This is a genomic window from Geobacter grbiciae (assembly GCF_018531165.1).
Classification (GTDB): Bacteria; Desulfobacterota; Desulfuromonadia; order Geobacterales; family Geobacteraceae; genus Geobacter; species Geobacter metallireducens.
On the sequence record NZ_JAHDIW010000003.1, the window covers coordinates 269,542 to 284,882 of the forward strand.

Sequence of the window (15,341 nt, forward strand, 5' to 3'; positions counted from 1 at the left end):
CTATTCCGAAAACAGAAATTTATCTTTTCTCAGTTGCTCTGTTGCTCTGTGTTTCAATAAGCCTTTTACAAAGGATTTCCCTGATGATACGACACGAAACCCTCCGCACTCTCGAATTCGACAAGATCCTCGCGGCCATCGCCGGCTACGGCCACAGCAGCGCCACCCGTGAGGAGATCGCCCTGATCCGCCCCCTGGACGATTGGTCGGCCATCACCCGGCGCTTCGGCCAGGTGGACGAGATCCGGCGCATGACCCAGCAGGGGATCGCCATCCCCCTCTCCACGTTCGACGACATCTCGGCCCTTCTGGACGCGGTGCGCCCCGAGGGTGCGGTCCTCGACCCCACGGAATTGGTGATACTCTTTCCGGTGCTCCGGACCATGACCGCCATCGCCAAACAGTTCGCCTACCGGTCCGACATCCCGCTCCTGAAGGAGTTGGCCGGCCACGTGACCGGCTTCCCCGACATCCTGGACGAGCTGGAGGTCTCCATCGACAGCGAAGGGGAGATCCTCGACTCCGCCTCGCCGCTCCTCTTCGACCTGCGCAAGAGGAAGCGCGCCCTCACCGAGCGGATCCGGCGGCGGCTGGCCGAGATCGTCCGGGAGACCGGCGTCACCACCTTCCTCCAGGACGACTTCATCACCCAGCGAGGCGGCCGGTGGGTGATCCCGGTCCGGATGGACTCCAAGGGGATGGTCCCCGGCGTGGTCCACGACGTCTCCAACTCCGGCGAGACCGCCTTCATGGAACCATTGGAAATCATCGGCCTCGCCAACGAACTGGAAAACCTGGTGGCCGAGGAGAAGGCCGAGATGATCCGCATCGTCCGAGCCATCTGCCGGATGCTTCGCCACGAGGCCGACGGGCTGGCGGAACAGTTCCGGACCCTGGTCCACCTGGACCTCCTGAACGCCGTGGCCACCTTTGCCGATTCCCTCTCCGCCGAAAACCCCGAGATCAACGACGCCCGCTTCATCCGGGTGAACGAAGGGCGGCATCCCCTCCTGGCCCTCATGGCCCGGGAGCGAGGTGCCGGCAGGGTCGTGCCCCTGGACCTTTCCCTCGGGGAAACTGAGCAGGTCATGGTCATCACCGGTCCCAACGCCGGCGGCAAGACCATTTCCCTCAAGACCACCGGTCTCCTCCACCTCATGGCCCTGGCGGGACTTCCGGTACCGGCCGCATCCACCTCGTCGTTCCCCCTCATCTCCGACCTCCTGGTGGACATCGGCGATGAGCAGTCCATCGAGCAGAGCCTCTCCACCTTCTCGGCCCACGTCTCCAACATCGCGGGAATTCTCGATCGGGCAGACGATCGGACCGTGGTGCTCCTGGACGAGTTGGGGACCGGTACCGAGCCGGTCCAGGGGGCGGCCATCTCCTGCGCCGTCCTGGCCAACTTGCAGGAGAAGGGGGCCCGGGTCATCGCCACGACCCACCTCACCGACATCGTCGGCTTCGTCCACAAGCGGGACGGAATGGTGAACGCCTCCATGGAGTTCGACCGGGCGACCCTCACCCCCCTCTACCGCCTCAAGAAGGGGGAACCGGGGCAGTCCCACGCCCTGGAGATCGCCCGCCGCTACGGCCTCCCCGACCGGGTGGTGGAGTTCGCCACCGGCATGCTCTCCCGGATGGAGACCGAGTTCCACGAGCTTCTGGCCGAGCTGAAGGACCAGCGCCGCCGCCACGAGGAGGCCCTGGCCGAGGCGGAGCGACTGCGGCGGGATGCCGAGGAGAAGGCCCGCATCGTCCGTGAGCGGCTGGCCGAGGCCGAGGCCAGACGGCGGGAGGCGGTGGAAAAGGCGTTTCAGGAGGCGAAGGAGATCGTCCGGGGGGCCCGGCGGGAGGTGAACGCCATCATCGAGGAGGCCCGCAAGGAGAAGAGCCGCGAGGCGCGGAGGAAGATCGACGAGGCCGAGGCCCGGGTCGAGGAGAAGCTCCAGGAGTTCCACCCCGAGGAGCGCGTTCCCCTGGAGGCCATCAACGAGGGGGACACGGTGCACGTGAAGCGTCTCGGCCACGACGTGACCGTCCTCGCCGTTGACCGGAAGGGGGAGACCCTCAAGGTCCGGGCCGGCACCTTCGAGCTGGTGGTGGAGGCGGCCGACGTGGCCCCGCCGAGGGAAAAGGGGGGGAAGAAGCCCAAGGCCAAGGCCGCCGCCAAGATCGCCGCCCCCTCCCGGGAGGCGACCCCCCACGAGTTGAACCTCATCGGCCTGCGGGTGGACGATGCCCTGGGGCGGCTGGAGCCGTTCCTGAACCACGCGTCACTGGAAGGGTACGGCGAGGTGCGGATCGTCCACGGCAAGGGTACCGGCGCCCTCATGCGGGGGGTGCGGGAGTACCTGGACGGCCACCCCCTGGTGCGGGAGTTCCGCCCCGGCGAGCCCTTCGAGGGGGGAGAGGGGGCCACGGTGGTATTGCTGCGGTAGGAGGGAGACACGTTATGAATCCGACAAACAGAATGCGCCCCATCCATCCCGGTGAAGTGCTGCGCGAAGAGTTCCTGATCCCCCTGGGGATGAGCGCCCATGCACTGGCGCTGGAACTCAAGGTGCCGGCGCCGCGCATCAACGACATTGTGCGCGAGCGCCGCGCCGTCACGCCCGACACGGCGCTCAGGCTGGCCCGGTACTTCGGCACGACACCCCAGTTCTGGCTTAATCTGCAGACCAGTTACGACCTCAAGATTGCAGAACGGGAACTGGGTACGAAAATCGAGCGCGAGGTCCATACGCGCCTCGTGGCGTAGTTATTCAGCTCACTCCGCGCACTCCTTCCCCTCGAACTCCTTCCCCTCGAACATGCCGGTGGCGCTGATCCCCTCGGCCACCTTCCTGAAGTGGAATCCGAAAATGGCCAGGGTGATGGCCAGGGGGAAGAGCCGGGGGCGCCGCACCAGGGACCAGGCGAAGAGCTTCCAGAACTGGAACCGTTCCCTCCCCAGCACCCCCAGGAATAGAATCGAGCTGAAGAACGCCCGCAGGTGGGCCGGGTTCGGCTGGAATCCTCCCGGCGGGGTCCGGTACTCCTTGAGAAAGGTGATCACCCGCCGGTAGTAGGGGCGGGGGGCGTAGATCTCCTTGAGGATCTGCCGATAGCCGCGGATGAGTTCTTCCGTTGGCATCCGGGGGATGAAGTTGAGGGCGATAGCGGTGTTGTTCCCCGAGGCGTCCCGCAGAAGCCGCCCCTCGTCGGCCAGGCGCTGATGGAGCTTGGTCCCCCGCAGGGCCGTGAGCATCCCCACCATGGCGGTCACGATGCCGCTCTCCTGGATGAAGCGGATCTGCTTCTCGAAGATGGAGGCCGGGTCGCTGTCGAAGCCGACGATGAACCCCCCCTGCACCTGGAGCCCTGCCCGCTGGATCCGCTTGACGCTCTCCAGGAGGTCGCGGTTGCGGTTCTGCACCTTGCCGCTCTCGTCAAGCCCCTCCTCGTGGGGGGTCTCGATGCCGATGAAGACCTCCGTGAATCCCGCCTCCACCATGAGGGCCATGAGTTGGGGGTCGTCGGCCAGGTCGATGGACGACTCGGTGAAGAAGGAGAAGGGGCGGCCGTGTGCCTGCTGCCAGGCGATGATGGTGGGGAGGAGTTCCCGCTTCAGCTTGTTCCGGTCGCCGATGAAGTTGTCGTCCACGAAGAAGACGCCCCCCTTCCAGCCACGGGTGTGGAGGGCGTCCAGCTCCGCCACCAGCTGCTCCCAGCTCTTGGTCCGGGGCCTGCGGCCGAAGAGCTGGGTGATGTCGCAGAACTCGCAGTCGAAGGGGCACCCCCGGGAGTACTGGATGTTCATGGCGGCGTAGTCCCGGATGTCCAGAAGCTCCCACCGGGGGAGCGGGGTCCGGGTCAGGTCGGCCCGCCCGCTGGTGGTGTAGGAGCGTTGGGCGCGCCCCGCCGCCAGATCGTCGAGGAAGGGGGGGAAGGTCAGCTCCGCCTCCCCCAGCACCAGGTGGTCGGCCTCGGGGAAATCCTCGGGAGCGGTGGTAAAGAGGGGGCCGCCGGCCACGGTGGTGATCCCCAGCCGGCGGCACCGGGCGAGGATGTCCCGCACCGCGTCTCTTTGGATGGTCATGGCGCTCACGAAGACCATGTCGGCCCAGGCCAGGTCCTGATCGGTGACCTCCCGGACGTTCTGGTCCATGAGGCGCGTTTCCCAGGAATCGGGGAAGAGGGCGGCAACGGTCAGGAGCCCCAGGGGGGGAAACGCGGCCTTCTTGCCGACGAATTTCAGGGCGTGGCTGAAGCTCCAGAAGGAATCGGGGTAGCGGGGGTAGACGAGAAGAACGTTCATGGAATCCTCCGTGATCCATGCCTCCCTGTCAGGGGGGCAGTGTCCGGGTGAAATTGTACCCCCCGGCAGGTTTGGTAACTGTAATTTTTATGTAAAACAGGGGTAAACGAGGGAATTGCCGTGCTTCAGGACCCGACCGACGAGTACATCCGCACCATCACCGCCCACTGCGACCTGGCGGGGAAAGAGGTCCTCGAAGTGGGGTGCGGCACCGGCCGCATCACCCGTGATCTGGCCCGCCACGCCCGCCGGGTCGTGGCCGTGGACCCCGACGAAACTGCCCTGGCAAAGGCCCGCTCCGCCGTCCCCGCCCCCAACGTCCAATTCCTCCCCATGCCCGATGGCGTCCTCCACTTCCCCCCCGCCTCCTTCGATGTGGTCATCTACACCCTCTCCCTCCACCATGTTCCCCTCGATCGGATGAACGAAAGCCTCCGCACTGCCGCCGGCCTTGTGCGGGACGGGGGCGCCATCGCCGTGGTGGAACCGGGCGATGGCGGCTCCTTCACCGAGGCCAAGGAGCGCTTCGGCGCCGGCAGCGGCGACGAGCGCCCCGGCCGGGAGGCCGCCATCCGGGCCATGCACGGGCTCCATGGCTGGACCGTGGGGGAGACGGTCCTCTTCCGTGCCCGGTTCCTCTTTGCCGACGAGGATGACTTCATCGCCACGAAGCTCCCCGGTTTCGGGGAGCAGCCTGAGGCGTTCCAGCAGGAGGTGCGGGAGTTTCTGGCCCGGCACCGGACAGCGGAGGGGGTTGTGCTTGATGCGGGGCGGAGGCTGAATGTTTTGCGACGGGGATGAGTTCGTGAGATTGGATATTGCTAACCACTGGGGCTCTTGCTACAGTCCCGAAAGGCCAAATCGCTGCCGGGAGATGTGTTTTTCTCTCCTTGAAGAAATGTTCCATTTCGGTAGATCACCGGTTCACGCGCGCGCGTGAACCGCTTAATATCGAGTTAACATGTGAACAATTGAAGACCTGATTAATGGAGGGGCGCTTGATACATGTTATATGAATTTATCAGAGGCTTGCTTGGTACTTTGCTGAAAAATGAATATGGAAGAGGTCTTGTCGTCTTTTCAGGCATTGTGCTAATGCTCGTTGCACCGCTTTTGCTTTTCTTGGTTATTTGCTATGTGTTCTATAAGCCCGGGAAGACCAATGGATTAGAAAAAATCGAGTCCCATGGTGGCGAAAATCCCCTGGTCTTGCTGAAGTATGAATGGTGGCGGATAGCTTGGGCATTGTATGTCCCCCTAGTGCCTGCATTTATGGCGTGCGGAGTTGCATCTTCTTCACCCTTAAATGATGCAAGCATACGAGGGGTTATTATTACAAAAATATTTGCTCCAATAGGCCTTATGGGTTCTGCCTGGTTAATTGTAGATATGCTTTTGATGAAGGATATTACCTTATATAAGGATAAAATTGTTGCCACTTACAGATTGTTTAAATCAAAAGAAGTTATTATATCAAAGGCAAATTACAGCTTCATAAATAGGTCAATTATGAGGGCTTTGAGTATACGAAATACAAGAGAGCCTTGGTATTTATCTTGTTTTTTGGCTGTAACCATTTGGGATTTGAACTTATGCAGGGCAGAAAATGTGAATAAATTTATTTCAGTTTTGTCTGAAATAACAGGCAGGGATATTGAAGAGTTAACGAGTAATACATGGAAACCAATAAGATTGATGAAGGATGAAAACAATGTCTTAAAACTAAATTCTTGTGAAGATAAAGTGGTAGACAATACGGGAAGATAAAGGGTCAATTCACCATTTTCCATTTTCTGTAATAAAGAGTGAGTCTGCTAACAAGACAGTTGGGCGCCGCCCGCCCGAAAAGACTGGGCTGGCAGGTCAATCCCCCGCTCCATTAGTTCCCAAGTACGGAGATCATCATGGCATGGTTTTACCTCGTTCTTGCCGGCCTCTTTGAGATCGGCTGGCCAGTCGGCCTGAAGATGGCACAAGCACCCGAGACCCGGTGGCCGGGCATTGGGGTCGCCGTTGCTTTCATGGCTTTCAGCGGACTTTCTCTTTGGATGGCTCAGCGGCAAATTCCAATCGGCACTGCCTATGCCGTCTGGACAGGCATAGGCGCTGCTGGAACCTTTCTTGTCGGGGTTCACTATTATGGTGATCCGACGTCAATTGCTCGATACGCGGGCGTGGCACTTATCGTGGCTGGAGTTGCCACGCTCAAAATGGCGCATTGATACCTGTGCGCCAACTCCATTGTCAGGAGGACCAATGCCAACACGCACACTCCTTTCCATCCTCATCCTGCTCCTTTCCTGTTCCCTCGCCGGCGCCGAGATGTACCAGTGGGTGGACGGGAAGGGGACCGTGGTCATCACGGACACGCCTCCTCCCCCATCCAAGAAGCGCAAGAAGGTGAAGGTCTACAACGATGGCGACTTCGCTCCCGCTCCTCCCCCTCAGCCGGCGCCCGCCAAGCGTAGCGCCAAGGGCGCTGCCGCAGCGGAAGCGCAACCCGCTTCCCCAAAAAAAGAACACTTCACCGGCACGGTGGAGATGTACGTGACCTCATGGTGCGGCTACTGCCGGCGGGCGGAGAGCTACCTGAAGAGCAAGGGGATTCCCTATGTGGCCTACGACATCGAAAAGGACAGCGCCGCCCGGCAGCGGCACCGGGAGCTTGGAGGGAACGGCGTGCCGCTGATCATCATCGGGTCGAACAAGATGTCAGGCTTCTCTCCGGAGACCCTGGAGTATTATCTGAACAACAGCAAGTAGGTTTTGGAGGCGACCGTGGGGGATATGACAGACGTACAAGCAATCGCGGACCATTGGGGGAGAGGCGACGTGTTCGGCCTGATCGTGGCGGCTCTAAACCAGATGGCGAAGCCCCTGGATGGCCTGACGGTTGAAGAGCTGGCGCCGGTGGACCATTTCCATTCCCGGGGCTTTCCCGCGACCGTGGAGTTCGCCGACCGGCTCCCGATCAATGCCGGCGAGCAGATCCTGGACATCGGCTGCGGGCTGGGGGGCCCGGCCCGGTACATGGCGAAACGGTTCCAGTGCCGGGTGAGCGGCATCGACATCACCGGCCCTTTCGTGGAGGCGGCCAACAGGCTGACGGCGCTTCTCCGCATGGAACAACAGGTGGAAATCGCCCAGGGCAACGGCCAGCGCCTGCCGTATCCGGATTCCTGCTTTGACGGCGCCTATACGCAGGACGTCACCATGAGCGTGGCCGATCGTGCGGGATTTTTCGCGGAGGCGTACCGCGTGCTGAAGCCCGGTGCCTTTTTCGCGCTCTCGGAGCACGGGTTGGGGCCGAAGGGGAATCCCCATTACCCCCTCCCCTGGTCCGACGATGGCACCGGCGCCTATCTGACCGCGCCGGCCGAAACCCGGGCGATTCTTGAAAGGACGGGGTTCGAAGCCATCACCGTCGAGGATACCGGGGCCAAGTGCGCCGCCGGGTACCGGAAGGTGATCGAACGGGCCGAAAAGGGCGCCTTGCCGCCGTTGGGGCTGCATCTGTTCATGGGGGAGTCCATGGTGGAGAAGATGCGCAATGCCGCGCGCAACATCGAGGAAGGCCGCACCCACCCCATACAGCTGATCTGCCGCAAGCCGTGATGAAGTAGACTGGTCCGGCAGGCGTCAGGGAAGGAATGACACGAGGAAGGGATGGCCGTATCCCGCCCGCTCCACCAGCTCCTGCACCGCATCCCGTCCCTTTGCTACCGCTTCGCTCAGCCGGTGCTCGCGCTCCAGGAAGACCAGGGCCGGGAGGTTCCCGTAGAGGCTGAAGCCGAAGGTCTCGATCATGCGGCCGGCGCTGCGCTCCTCGAACTCCTGCCCCAACTCCTGAGTGGCCTTCACGTAGTGCATGGGAAAGGCCACCACCGTCTGGTCGAGGCTCTCCATGAAGGCCCGTTTTTCTTCCCGGGAAAGGGTCGAGAAGTCGGCGCCGCACCAGTGGCTCTCCCTGGTGGCGAGGAGGGAGCGGCAGGAGAAGGGGCGCCGGCCATAGACGCCGCAGGCCCCGTCGTTGTCGAGGAATGGGCAGTCGCCCAGCGCCCGACGTGCCCGGAGAAACGACGGGAAATCGGAGGAGGAAAAGGCAGCGGCCCGGATCGCTGCCGCGTGCTGGGCCAGGGCTGTGGCGTGACGGTCGGCAGGGCCCGCCGAGACGGCCTGGGCCTCGGTGAAGGTGCAGTTTACCGCCAGGCTGCAACAGGCATGGCATCCCTTCCCGCAGTGAATGGTCCCCTGCTTCAGGGCGTAGCCGGCAACCCACTCCCTGACCGCAACGTCGAACAGCGCCTGCTGGTCCCTGACTTCAGCCATAAGTTGCTGCCACATGCCTCACTCCTTCTGTATGTTGCGGGTGGTGGCCGTTGCCGGCTCCGGCGACAGTAATGGATTGGCTTTTCCGTGTCAATGGTGTGACGGGACGAGCACTCCGGCCCTCTCCCATCCCTTGACTCTCAAGGCTGGCAATTTATTATAGTTTGATGGGAACGGTCGTCGCGCCCTTGTTCGTCAAGCTGCACCATCCGCCGTTGCGAGCCAGTATCCGGCTCAGGAAGAACCGGTTCTCCTCGAAACGGGCGCAGAGGCTTCAGTCCATGACTAGAGATACGAAAACCAGTAAGGAGTTGCTGGCGGAAAACAAGGACCTCCGCGCTCGCCTTGTTGAGGCGGAAAAGCGTGCCCGCGAGGCCGAATCGCAGGCCCGGATGGCGGAAGAGCTGACCCGGCGATTGGCCGAGGAGGAGGTAGAGCGGAAAAGCGCCGTGCTGGCGCGGAAGGAAAGCGAAACGCGGTTCCTGGCGGCCCAGGAGCTTTCACTGGACGGCTTTACGTTGATGGAAGCTGTCCGGGACGATGGTGGACATGTGGTGGATTTCCGCTGGACATACGTGAATCCGCCGGCAAGCCGGATGTTGCGGCAACCACAGGCAGAGCTGGTGGGTCGGCGGCTGCTGGAGGTCCTGCCCGGAAACCAGGAGAACAGCGACCTCTTCGAGCGCTACGTTCAGGTTGTCGAGACGGGCGAACCCCATGATTACGAGCTTCACTACCAGTCCGAGGGGGTTGACGGCTGGTTCCGCAACATGACCATCAAGCTTGGCGACGGCATTGCCGTCTGTTTCTCCGACATTACCCAGCGCAGGAAAGTCGAAAAGGAGCTGCGCGAGAGCGAGGAACGTTCCGAACTGTTGTCTCGTACCATCAGCGCCTTGCTGACCGCCGTGGATCCCCAGGACGTGGTCGAGCAATTATGCAATGGGGTCCGGGAGTTTCTGCATTGCGCGGTCTTTTTCAATTATCTCTTCGATCCCCACACCGGGAGGCTCAAATTCAACGCCTGCGGCGGGGTGGACCAGCGGCTGGCGCGGCTTGTGGAAGGCCTGGAGCTTTCCGGCTCCCTCTGCGGCACGGCCGCACAGGGCCGCTGCCGGGTTCATGCAGAAAGCCTCGGGTCCAGCGCCGATCCGCGCAGTTCGCTGGTTCGGAGCCTCGGCATTCGCGCCTATGCCTGTCATCCGCTGCTGGGCCCGGCTAACGAAGCCATCGGGACTCTTTCCTTCGGGGCGACCGACAGGGATTCGTTCAGCAGTGACGATCTGGAGCTGATGAAGACGGTCGCCGACCATGTGGCCGTCGCCATGCTGCGGCGCAAGGCAGAGAAGGAATTGCAGGCGGACTTGGCCGCCCTTACGCGCATGCACGAGTTAAGTGGCAAGCAACTGGAAACGGCGGGTCTCCAGCAGCTCCTCCAGGAGGCGATGGACGCGGCATTAAGCATCGTCGGCGCGGCCAAGGGGACGCTGCAATTGCTCGAAGCCGATACGTTGCATATTGTTGCGCACCACGGCCACGAGCCGCCGTTCCTGGATTTTTTTACGGCCGCCGAAAACGTCGCCTCCACGTGTGGCAAGGCGATGCAGTGCGGCGAACGGGTGGTGGTCCACGACGTGGAGGAAAGCCCGTTGTTCGCCGGCACGCCGTCGTTGTCGGTGCTGCGCGCCGCCGGGGTGCGCGCGATGCAATCCACGCCGCTCTTCACCCGCTCCGGCCGGGTGCTCGGCGTCCTTACCACGCATTGGGACTCGCCGCACGTGCCCGATGAGCACGACCTGTGGCGGATGGACCTGCTGGCCAGACAGGTCACCGACCTCATCGAACGGACGCAGGCCGAAGAGGAGCTTAGAAAGCTGAACGAGATTCTGGAACAGCGGGTCGCCGAACGGACGGCGCAGTTGCGGGAAAAGGACCGGATGCTGCTGGTTCAGGGGCGCCAGGCAGCCATGGGTGAGATGATCGGCAATATCGCCCACCAGTGGCGGCAACCCCTGAACACCCTGGGGCTCACCATCCAGCAGTTGCCCCTGTTCTACGATCTTGGCGAGTTCAACAGGGAATTCCTGGAGCAGGCGGTCAACCGGTCGATGGAGCTTATCCAGTACATGTCCAAGACCATCGATGATTTCAGAAACTATTTCAAGCCGGACAAGGCCCGGATCGATTTCAGCGGGCGCGAGACAATCGCCCGGTCCCTGTCGCTCATCGGGGACAATCTACGGCACCAGCAGATCGATGTTGAGCTGAAGGTGCTGGATGATGTAGTTATAACCGGCTATGAGAACGAATTCGCCCAGGCACTGCTCAATATCCTGATCAATGCCAGGGATGCCCTGACGGAGAGGGGCGTGCAGCACCCGAAGATCACCATCACCATCGGCGCCGAAGGCCGGAAGGCGGTCGTGACCATTGCCGACAATGCCGGCGGCATCCCGGAAAAGATCATGGACAAGATTTTTAATCCCTACTTCACCACCAAGGGGCCCCATCAGGGGTCAGGGGTGGGGTTGTTCATGGCGAAGACGATCATCGAGAACAACATGGGGGGGAAGCTGACGGTGTGCAACACGGCCGACGGCGCAGAGTTCAGGATCGAGGTGTGACGGTGACTGCTGAAACGCCGGGGCCGGTTTCAATGGTGGTGGTTGAGGATGAAAAGGAGACGCGGACTTGACCGCTGCACCCGCCCGGGCCTACCGCCCCCGAAGCCTGGCGGCTAGCGTTGTCCGTTATTTTAAAGGCACTATATCACCGTGAAATCGAGAAGGAGCAGCCATGTCTGACCGGAAAACCATGTGGGATGAACGATACGATACGACGGATTTTGTCTACGGGCGGGAGCCCAATGCATTCCTCGCCGAAGTGGTCCAGCAGATTCCGCCGGGGGATGTCCTCTGCCTCGCCGAGGGAGAAGGACGGAACGCCGTCTTTCTGGCAAAGCAGGGGCATCGGGTACTGGCGGTGGATTCCTCCGCCGTGGGGCTGGCCAAGGCGGCGCGGCTGGCTGAGGAGAGCGGGGTGCGGATCGAGACCGAGACCGCCGATCTGGCTGAATTCGCCATCGAACCGGTGTGCTGGGACGCCATCGTCTCCATCTTCTGCCATGTCCCGCCGCAGGTGCGCCGGGCACTCCACCGCAAAGTGGTCGAGGGACTGCGCCCCGGCGGGCTCTTCATTCTGGAGGCGTACACGCCGGCGCAGCTGAAGCTTCGGACCGGTGGCCCGCCGACGGAGGAGGTGATGATGACCCTTGCCGGCCTGCGGGAGGAGCTGGCCGGTCTGGAATTCCTCCAGGCCCGGGAGATCGAGCGGGAGGTGGTGGAGGGACGGTTCCACACCGGGCGGGGCGCCGTGGTGCAGGTGGTGGCGCGCAAGCCGTTGGGCTGAATGGGCAGGCCCGGCTCTGAAACCTGCTGGTCAGGCTCATGCCGTTGGAGAATCCGAATGAAAACAGAACCACGACGCACGGATCGAAAGATAAAGACACCCCGGGAAATGGAGCTCTTGCTGGAGCGAATGCCCGTTGGCCGATTGGCCGTCGTAACTGAAGACGGTCCATACGTTGTTGCCGTCAACTACGTGTTTTTCGAAAATTGCATATATTTTCACAGTGGACTGTCGGGTCGAAAAATGGAAGCGCTTCAAGCCGACCCTCGCGTCTGTTTCCTGGTAGACGAGGTTGGTCCGCTGGTCCTTTTGGAACGAAGTTGCGGGATAAGTCAGGTTTACAAAAGCGTCGTTTGTTTCGGAAAAGCCGGCGTTGTGGAAGGCTCGCTTGAGAAGAGGGCGATATTGGAAAGAATGGTGCAAAAATACGTGCCTTCCACCTATCCTGTGCCTCCCATAGGAGATGAGAACATCGAGAACACCGCCATAGTAAGGATTGCCATTGAGTCGATGAGCGGGAAAGAGAACCCACTCTCTCCGGTTCACACTGTAATTCGCTGAAAACGCAATTGCCAACCAGAAAGTAAGACCGTTACAAAAATCTGATCGGTCCACCTTGAGCATAGATAGGGTGCAATGAGAATCCATTGCCCAATCAGGAGGAAACATATGTCTCACAGAGCAGCAACCAAACGCATAATCTCAGCTTTAGGACTCCTGCTGATCGCTTCTGCATCGGCGGATGCCTTCGTGTTTGATGTGTGGAAATCCGGCATGAAACCTGACCGAGTCATTGAGGCGGGGAAAAAGAAGGATGTCTCTGTCAAGTTGGCGGGTGGCGGGTTGTTTTCAAAAAAGGAGCCCGAGGAGTTGGCCGTCAAGGTTGAATACCAGTGCGACACCAAGCTCATGGGGTATGATGCGAGGATACTTTTTTCGTTCGCGCCCTTGAGCCGTGTGCTCCACACGCTGCGGGTGACGGTGGTGCTCCCCATGTCTTCAGAAAAGGCGGATATGGATGTTCTGGCTGATACCATTGCCCGGCAACTCGATACCAAATACAAGGACCAGGGTGAGCCGGCAGCGGAAAGCATGATCGGAGGACTGGTCGACAAGGTGCGCGATGTGAAGCGCCGCAGTTGGAAGGGGGGCGGCGACACGGTAACCATGGAATCGCACTGGAAAATGATGGGCGGAGAGGTGGTCGTCCTGTACGTTGACGACAAGCTTGCGGAAAAGGCGGCGGTTGAAGACCGGCGAGTCCGCGAGAAAAAACTGGAGCGCTCTTCCGGCGGTGACCGGAGTAAATTCTAGCCATAGCAGCTAGGGACACGGTCCTGGCTGGGCGCGCAGCGACAGACCTTCACGCTGTCACGACCATACCCCGAGAGGAAACTTCTTCAGATCATGGCAAACATTCTCATCATCTATGCCACCACGGACGGGCAAACCGGAAAGATATCCCGGAGATTGCAAGAGGTCATCGAACGTCAGTCACACCACGTCACCGTTGTTCCCATTGAGGATGCACCGAGCCTTGACCTGACGGCCTTCGACAAGATCGTCATCGGGGCCAGCATCCGCTACGGTAAGCACAGCACGCTGATTACCGACTTCATCGAGAAGAACAAGTCATTTCTGGAGAGCAGACCGAACGCGTTTTTTTCGGTAAACGTCGTGGCGCGCAAACCCGAAAAGAGCACGCCCGAGCACAATCCCTACCTGCAGAAATTCCTCAATCGAATAGAGTGGAAACCGAGAAAGCTGGCTGTCTTCGCCGGAAAAATCGATTATCCGAGCTACCGGTTTTTCGACCGCCTGATGATTCGGCTGATCATGCGGATGACCAAGGGGCCGACCGACCCCAGGGCCGTTGTGGAATTCACCGACTGGGGCCAGGTCGAGGCCTTCGGGAGAGTGATAAGCGATATGTAGGGGAAAGGACAGAGGACCATGAAAAAGGCATTGCTGGTCATCGACGTGCAAAACGAATACTTCACCGGTGCGTTGCCGGTAACCCATCCGGCTGGGAGCTGCGCCAACATCATCGCTGCCATGGATGCCGCCACGGCCAACGGGATTCCGGTGGTCGTCGTCCGCCATTCGTCCAACCGCCCCGGTGCGGCGAGTTTCCAGCCGGGAACGCCGGCCTGGGACCTTCACCCCGAGGTGGCCCAACGCCCCCACGACCTGCTGCTGGAAAAGCAGTTGCCGGGGAGCTTCACGGGCACGGGCCTGGAGGCCTGGCTCCGCGAGCGGGAGATCGGCACCGTGGTCATCAGCGGCTACATGACCCAGATGTGCTGCGACATCACGTCCCGCCAGGCGTTCCACCGGGGCTTCAGCGTGGAGTTCCTCTCCGATGCCACGGGAACGCTGGCGTTTGCTAACAACGCCGGCTCCGTCACCGCCGAAGAGCTTCACCGGACGGTGCTGGTGACACAACAGCTCATGTTCGCCACGGTGATGACAACAGCGGCATGGGTCGGCTCCCTGGCCGGGAAGAAGGGCTGAGGTCCGGGCTAGGCGTGCTCCTGATGGCTTCGCCAGATGGGAAAGCATGGACGAGATGTGGACTCTACAAAGGAATGAAGATGAACGATAACCCTCACGGCACGTTTGCCGGGTTTTCCCCTGGAACCTTGGCATTTATAAGCAACCTGGCCGAGAACAACACAAAAGCATGGTTCGAGGCGCACCGAGGGGATTATGAAGAACGCCTGCTGGAGCCGATGAAGGCCCTGGTTGCGGAGCTTTCCGATTTCATGCTCTCCATTGACCAGGATTTTGTGACGGTTCCGAGCAGAGCGATTTCCCGCATTCACCGCGACACGCGCTTTTCCCGCGACAAATCCCCTTACAAGACAACCCTGTGGATCACCTTCAAGCGTCAGATTACGGAGTGGCGGGATGCGCCGTGTTATTTTTTCGAGCTGACCGCCTGTTCCTACCGTTTCGGCATGGGATTTTACAGCGCCTCGAAACGGACCATGGACCGGTTGCGGGAAACGATCGAGCGTAAGCCTGCGCAGTTTCGGGAGGTCGTGGCTTTCCTTGGGAAGCAGGAAAGGTTTGCGCTTGAGGGAGAGATTTATCGAAGGCCGTTGCGGCACGATTTGCCCGAGGATCTGCAAGAGTGGCACCGGCGAAAAAATTTTTATCTTGTCTGCAATCGGCAGCCGGACAATGCCCTCTTCTCGCGGAAACTCGTGGATGACCTGCGCACCGGCTTTGGGATGCTGGCACCGTTCTACGACTATCTTCGGTTAGTCCATAATGGTTACGAATGCTTGGGGAGATAAGC

General features: G+C 60.9%; 16 protein-coding genes. 14 read left to right on the plus strand and 2 right to left on the minus strand.

Features of this window, described 5'->3' with window-relative positions; genetic code table 11:
- The first annotated feature begins 83 nt into the window (after nt 1-83).
- Together KJB29_RS06745 and KJB29_RS06750 are read left to right on the plus strand one after the other, a co-directional pair.
- Nucleotides 84-2,441 carry an endonuclease MutS2 gene (locus tag KJB29_RS06745; protein ID WP_215733926.1) on the plus strand — a complete coding sequence of 786 codons (2,358 nt, stop codon included), beginning with the start codon at nt 84-86 and terminating at the stop codon, nt 2,439-2,441.
- Nucleotides 2,442-2,455: 14 nt separating this feature from the next.
- Nucleotides 2,456-2,761 (plus strand): HigA family addiction module antitoxin, encoded by a 306-nt coding sequence (locus KJB29_RS06750; protein WP_215733927.1) that lies wholly within the window; start codon nt 2,456-2,458, stop codon nt 2,759-2,761.
- Between the two features lie 9 nt (nt 2,762-2,770).
- Here the strand turns inward: KJB29_RS06750 and KJB29_RS06755 are convergent, their stop codons facing one another.
- The gene (locus tag KJB29_RS06755) at nt 2,771-4,300 is read right to left on the minus strand and encodes a B12-binding domain-containing radical SAM protein (protein ID WP_215733928.1); all 1,530 of its coding nucleotides are present in this window, start codon (nt 4,298-4,300) and stop codon (nt 2,771-2,773) included.
- A 120-nt stretch (nt 4,301-4,420) separates the two neighbouring features.
- Between KJB29_RS06755 and KJB29_RS06760 the strand changes: the two genes are divergently transcribed.
- The 5 genes from KJB29_RS06760 to KJB29_RS06780 all read left to right on the plus strand — a co-directional run bounded on the left by KJB29_RS06760 (nt 4,421) and on the right by KJB29_RS06780 (nt 7,915).
- A complete protein-coding gene (locus KJB29_RS06760; protein ID WP_215733929.1) occupies nt 4,421-5,101 on the plus strand; it encodes a class I SAM-dependent methyltransferase in 681 nt (226 codons plus the stop codon).
- Between the two features lie 204 nt (nt 5,102-5,305).
- Complete coding sequence (locus KJB29_RS06765; protein WP_215733930.1) at nt 5,306-6,067, plus strand: hypothetical protein; 762 nt, start codon at nt 5,306-5,308, stop codon at nt 6,065-6,067.
- A 137-nt stretch (nt 6,068-6,204) separates the two neighbouring features.
- The gene (locus tag KJB29_RS06770; RefSeq protein WP_215733931.1) at nt 6,205-6,522 is read left to right on the plus strand and encodes a DMT family transporter; all 318 of its coding nucleotides are present in this window, start codon (nt 6,205-6,207) and stop codon (nt 6,520-6,522) included.
- 34 nt (nt 6,523-6,556) lie between these two features.
- A complete protein-coding gene (locus tag KJB29_RS06775; protein ID WP_215733932.1) occupies nt 6,557-7,063 on the plus strand; it encodes a glutaredoxin domain-containing protein in 507 nt (168 codons plus the stop codon).
- 24 nt (nt 7,064-7,087) lie between these two features.
- Nucleotides 7,088-7,915: a class I SAM-dependent methyltransferase gene (locus KJB29_RS06780; protein ID WP_246560644.1), complete on the plus strand. Its 828-nt coding sequence runs from the start codon at nt 7,088-7,090 to the stop codon at nt 7,913-7,915.
- 24 nt (nt 7,916-7,939) lie between these two features.
- Here the strand turns inward: KJB29_RS06780 and KJB29_RS06785 are convergent, their stop codons facing one another.
- Nucleotides 7,940-8,644, minus strand: a complete 705-nt coding sequence (locus KJB29_RS06785; protein ID WP_215733934.1) for a YkgJ family cysteine cluster protein — start codon at nt 8,642-8,644, stop codon at nt 7,940-7,942.
- A gap of 266 nt (nt 8,645-8,910) precedes the next feature.
- On the opposite strand from KJB29_RS06785, the gene KJB29_RS06790 reads away from it, so the two are divergent.
- From KJB29_RS06790 to KJB29_RS06820, 7 genes are all read left to right on the plus strand, one after another.
- Nucleotides 8,911-11,253 carry a GAF domain-containing sensor histidine kinase gene (locus KJB29_RS06790; RefSeq protein ID WP_215733935.1) on the plus strand — a complete coding sequence of 781 codons (2,343 nt, stop codon included), beginning with the start codon at nt 8,911-8,913 and terminating at the stop codon, nt 11,251-11,253.
- A gap of 172 nt (nt 11,254-11,425) precedes the next feature.
- Nucleotides 11,426-12,037, plus strand: a complete 612-nt coding sequence (locus tag KJB29_RS06795; protein WP_215733936.1) for an SAM-dependent methyltransferase — start codon at nt 11,426-11,428, stop codon at nt 12,035-12,037.
- Nucleotides 12,038-12,094: 57 nt separating this feature from the next.
- Nucleotides 12,095-12,598: a pyridoxamine 5'-phosphate oxidase family protein gene (locus KJB29_RS06800; RefSeq protein WP_215733937.1), complete on the plus strand. Its 504-nt coding sequence runs from the start codon at nt 12,095-12,097 to the stop codon at nt 12,596-12,598.
- A gap of 213 nt (nt 12,599-12,811) precedes the next feature.
- Nucleotides 12,812-13,351 carry a hypothetical protein gene (locus tag KJB29_RS06805; protein ID WP_246560647.1) on the plus strand — a complete coding sequence of 180 codons (540 nt, stop codon included), beginning with the start codon at nt 12,812-12,814 and terminating at the stop codon, nt 13,349-13,351.
- Between the two features lie 93 nt (nt 13,352-13,444).
- Nucleotides 13,445-13,972, plus strand: coding sequence for a menaquinone-dependent protoporphyrinogen IX dehydrogenase (gene hemG, locus KJB29_RS06810; RefSeq protein ID WP_215733939.1), 528 nt, complete (start codon nt 13,445-13,447; stop codon nt 13,970-13,972).
- An 18-nt stretch (nt 13,973-13,990) separates the two neighbouring features.
- Nucleotides 13,991-14,551, plus strand: coding sequence for a cysteine hydrolase family protein (locus tag KJB29_RS06815; RefSeq protein ID WP_215733940.1), 561 nt, complete (start codon nt 13,991-13,993; stop codon nt 14,549-14,551).
- An 80-nt stretch (nt 14,552-14,631) separates the two neighbouring features.
- Nucleotides 14,632-15,339 (plus strand): DUF2461 domain-containing protein, encoded by a 708-nt coding sequence (locus KJB29_RS06820; protein ID WP_215733941.1) that lies wholly within the window; start codon nt 14,632-14,634, stop codon nt 15,337-15,339.
- Nucleotides 15,340-15,341: the final 2 nt, after the last annotated feature.

Coding starts and splice junctions, on each gene's coding strand:
- KJB29_RS06800 (WP_215733937.1), top strand. CDS start 12,095: ATGAAAACAGAACCACGACGCACGGATCGAAAGATAAAGACACCCCGG.
- KJB29_RS06775 (WP_215733932.1), top strand. CDS start 6,557: ATGCCAACACGCACACTCCTTTCCATCCTCATCCTGCTCCTTTCCTGT.
- KJB29_RS06815 (WP_215733940.1), top strand. CDS start 13,991: ATGAAAAAGGCATTGCTGGTCATCGACGTGCAAAACGAATACTTCACC.
- KJB29_RS06765 (WP_215733930.1), top strand. CDS start 5,306: ATGTTATATGAATTTATCAGAGGCTTGCTTGGTACTTTGCTGAAAAAT.
- hemG (WP_215733939.1), top strand. CDS start 13,445: ATGGCAAACATTCTCATCATCTATGCCACCACGGACGGGCAAACCGGA.
- KJB29_RS06795 (WP_215733936.1), top strand. CDS start 11,426: ATGTCTGACCGGAAAACCATGTGGGATGAACGATACGATACGACGGAT.
- KJB29_RS06790 (WP_215733935.1), top strand. CDS start 8,911: ATGACTAGAGATACGAAAACCAGTAAGGAGTTGCTGGCGGAAAACAAG.
- KJB29_RS06805 (WP_246560647.1), top strand. CDS start 12,812: ATGAAACCTGACCGAGTCATTGAGGCGGGGAAAAAGAAGGATGTCTCT.
- KJB29_RS06750 (WP_215733927.1), top strand. CDS start 2,456: ATGAATCCGACAAACAGAATGCGCCCCATCCATCCCGGTGAAGTGCTG.
- KJB29_RS06820 (WP_215733941.1), top strand. CDS start 14,632: ATGAACGATAACCCTCACGGCACGTTTGCCGGGTTTTCCCCTGGAACC.
- KJB29_RS06745 (WP_215733926.1), top strand. CDS start 84: ATGATACGACACGAAACCCTCCGCACTCTCGAATTCGACAAGATCCTC.
- KJB29_RS06770 (WP_215733931.1), top strand. CDS start 6,205: ATGGCATGGTTTTACCTCGTTCTTGCCGGCCTCTTTGAGATCGGCTGG.
- KJB29_RS06755 (WP_215733928.1), bottom strand. CDS start 4,300: ATGAACGTTCTTCTCGTCTACCCCCGCTACCCCGATTCCTTCTGGAGC.
- KJB29_RS06785 (WP_215733934.1), bottom strand. CDS start 8,644: ATGTGGCAGCAACTTATGGCTGAAGTCAGGGACCAGCAGGCGCTGTTC.
- KJB29_RS06780 (WP_246560644.1), top strand. CDS start 7,088: ATGACAGACGTACAAGCAATCGCGGACCATTGGGGGAGAGGCGACGTG.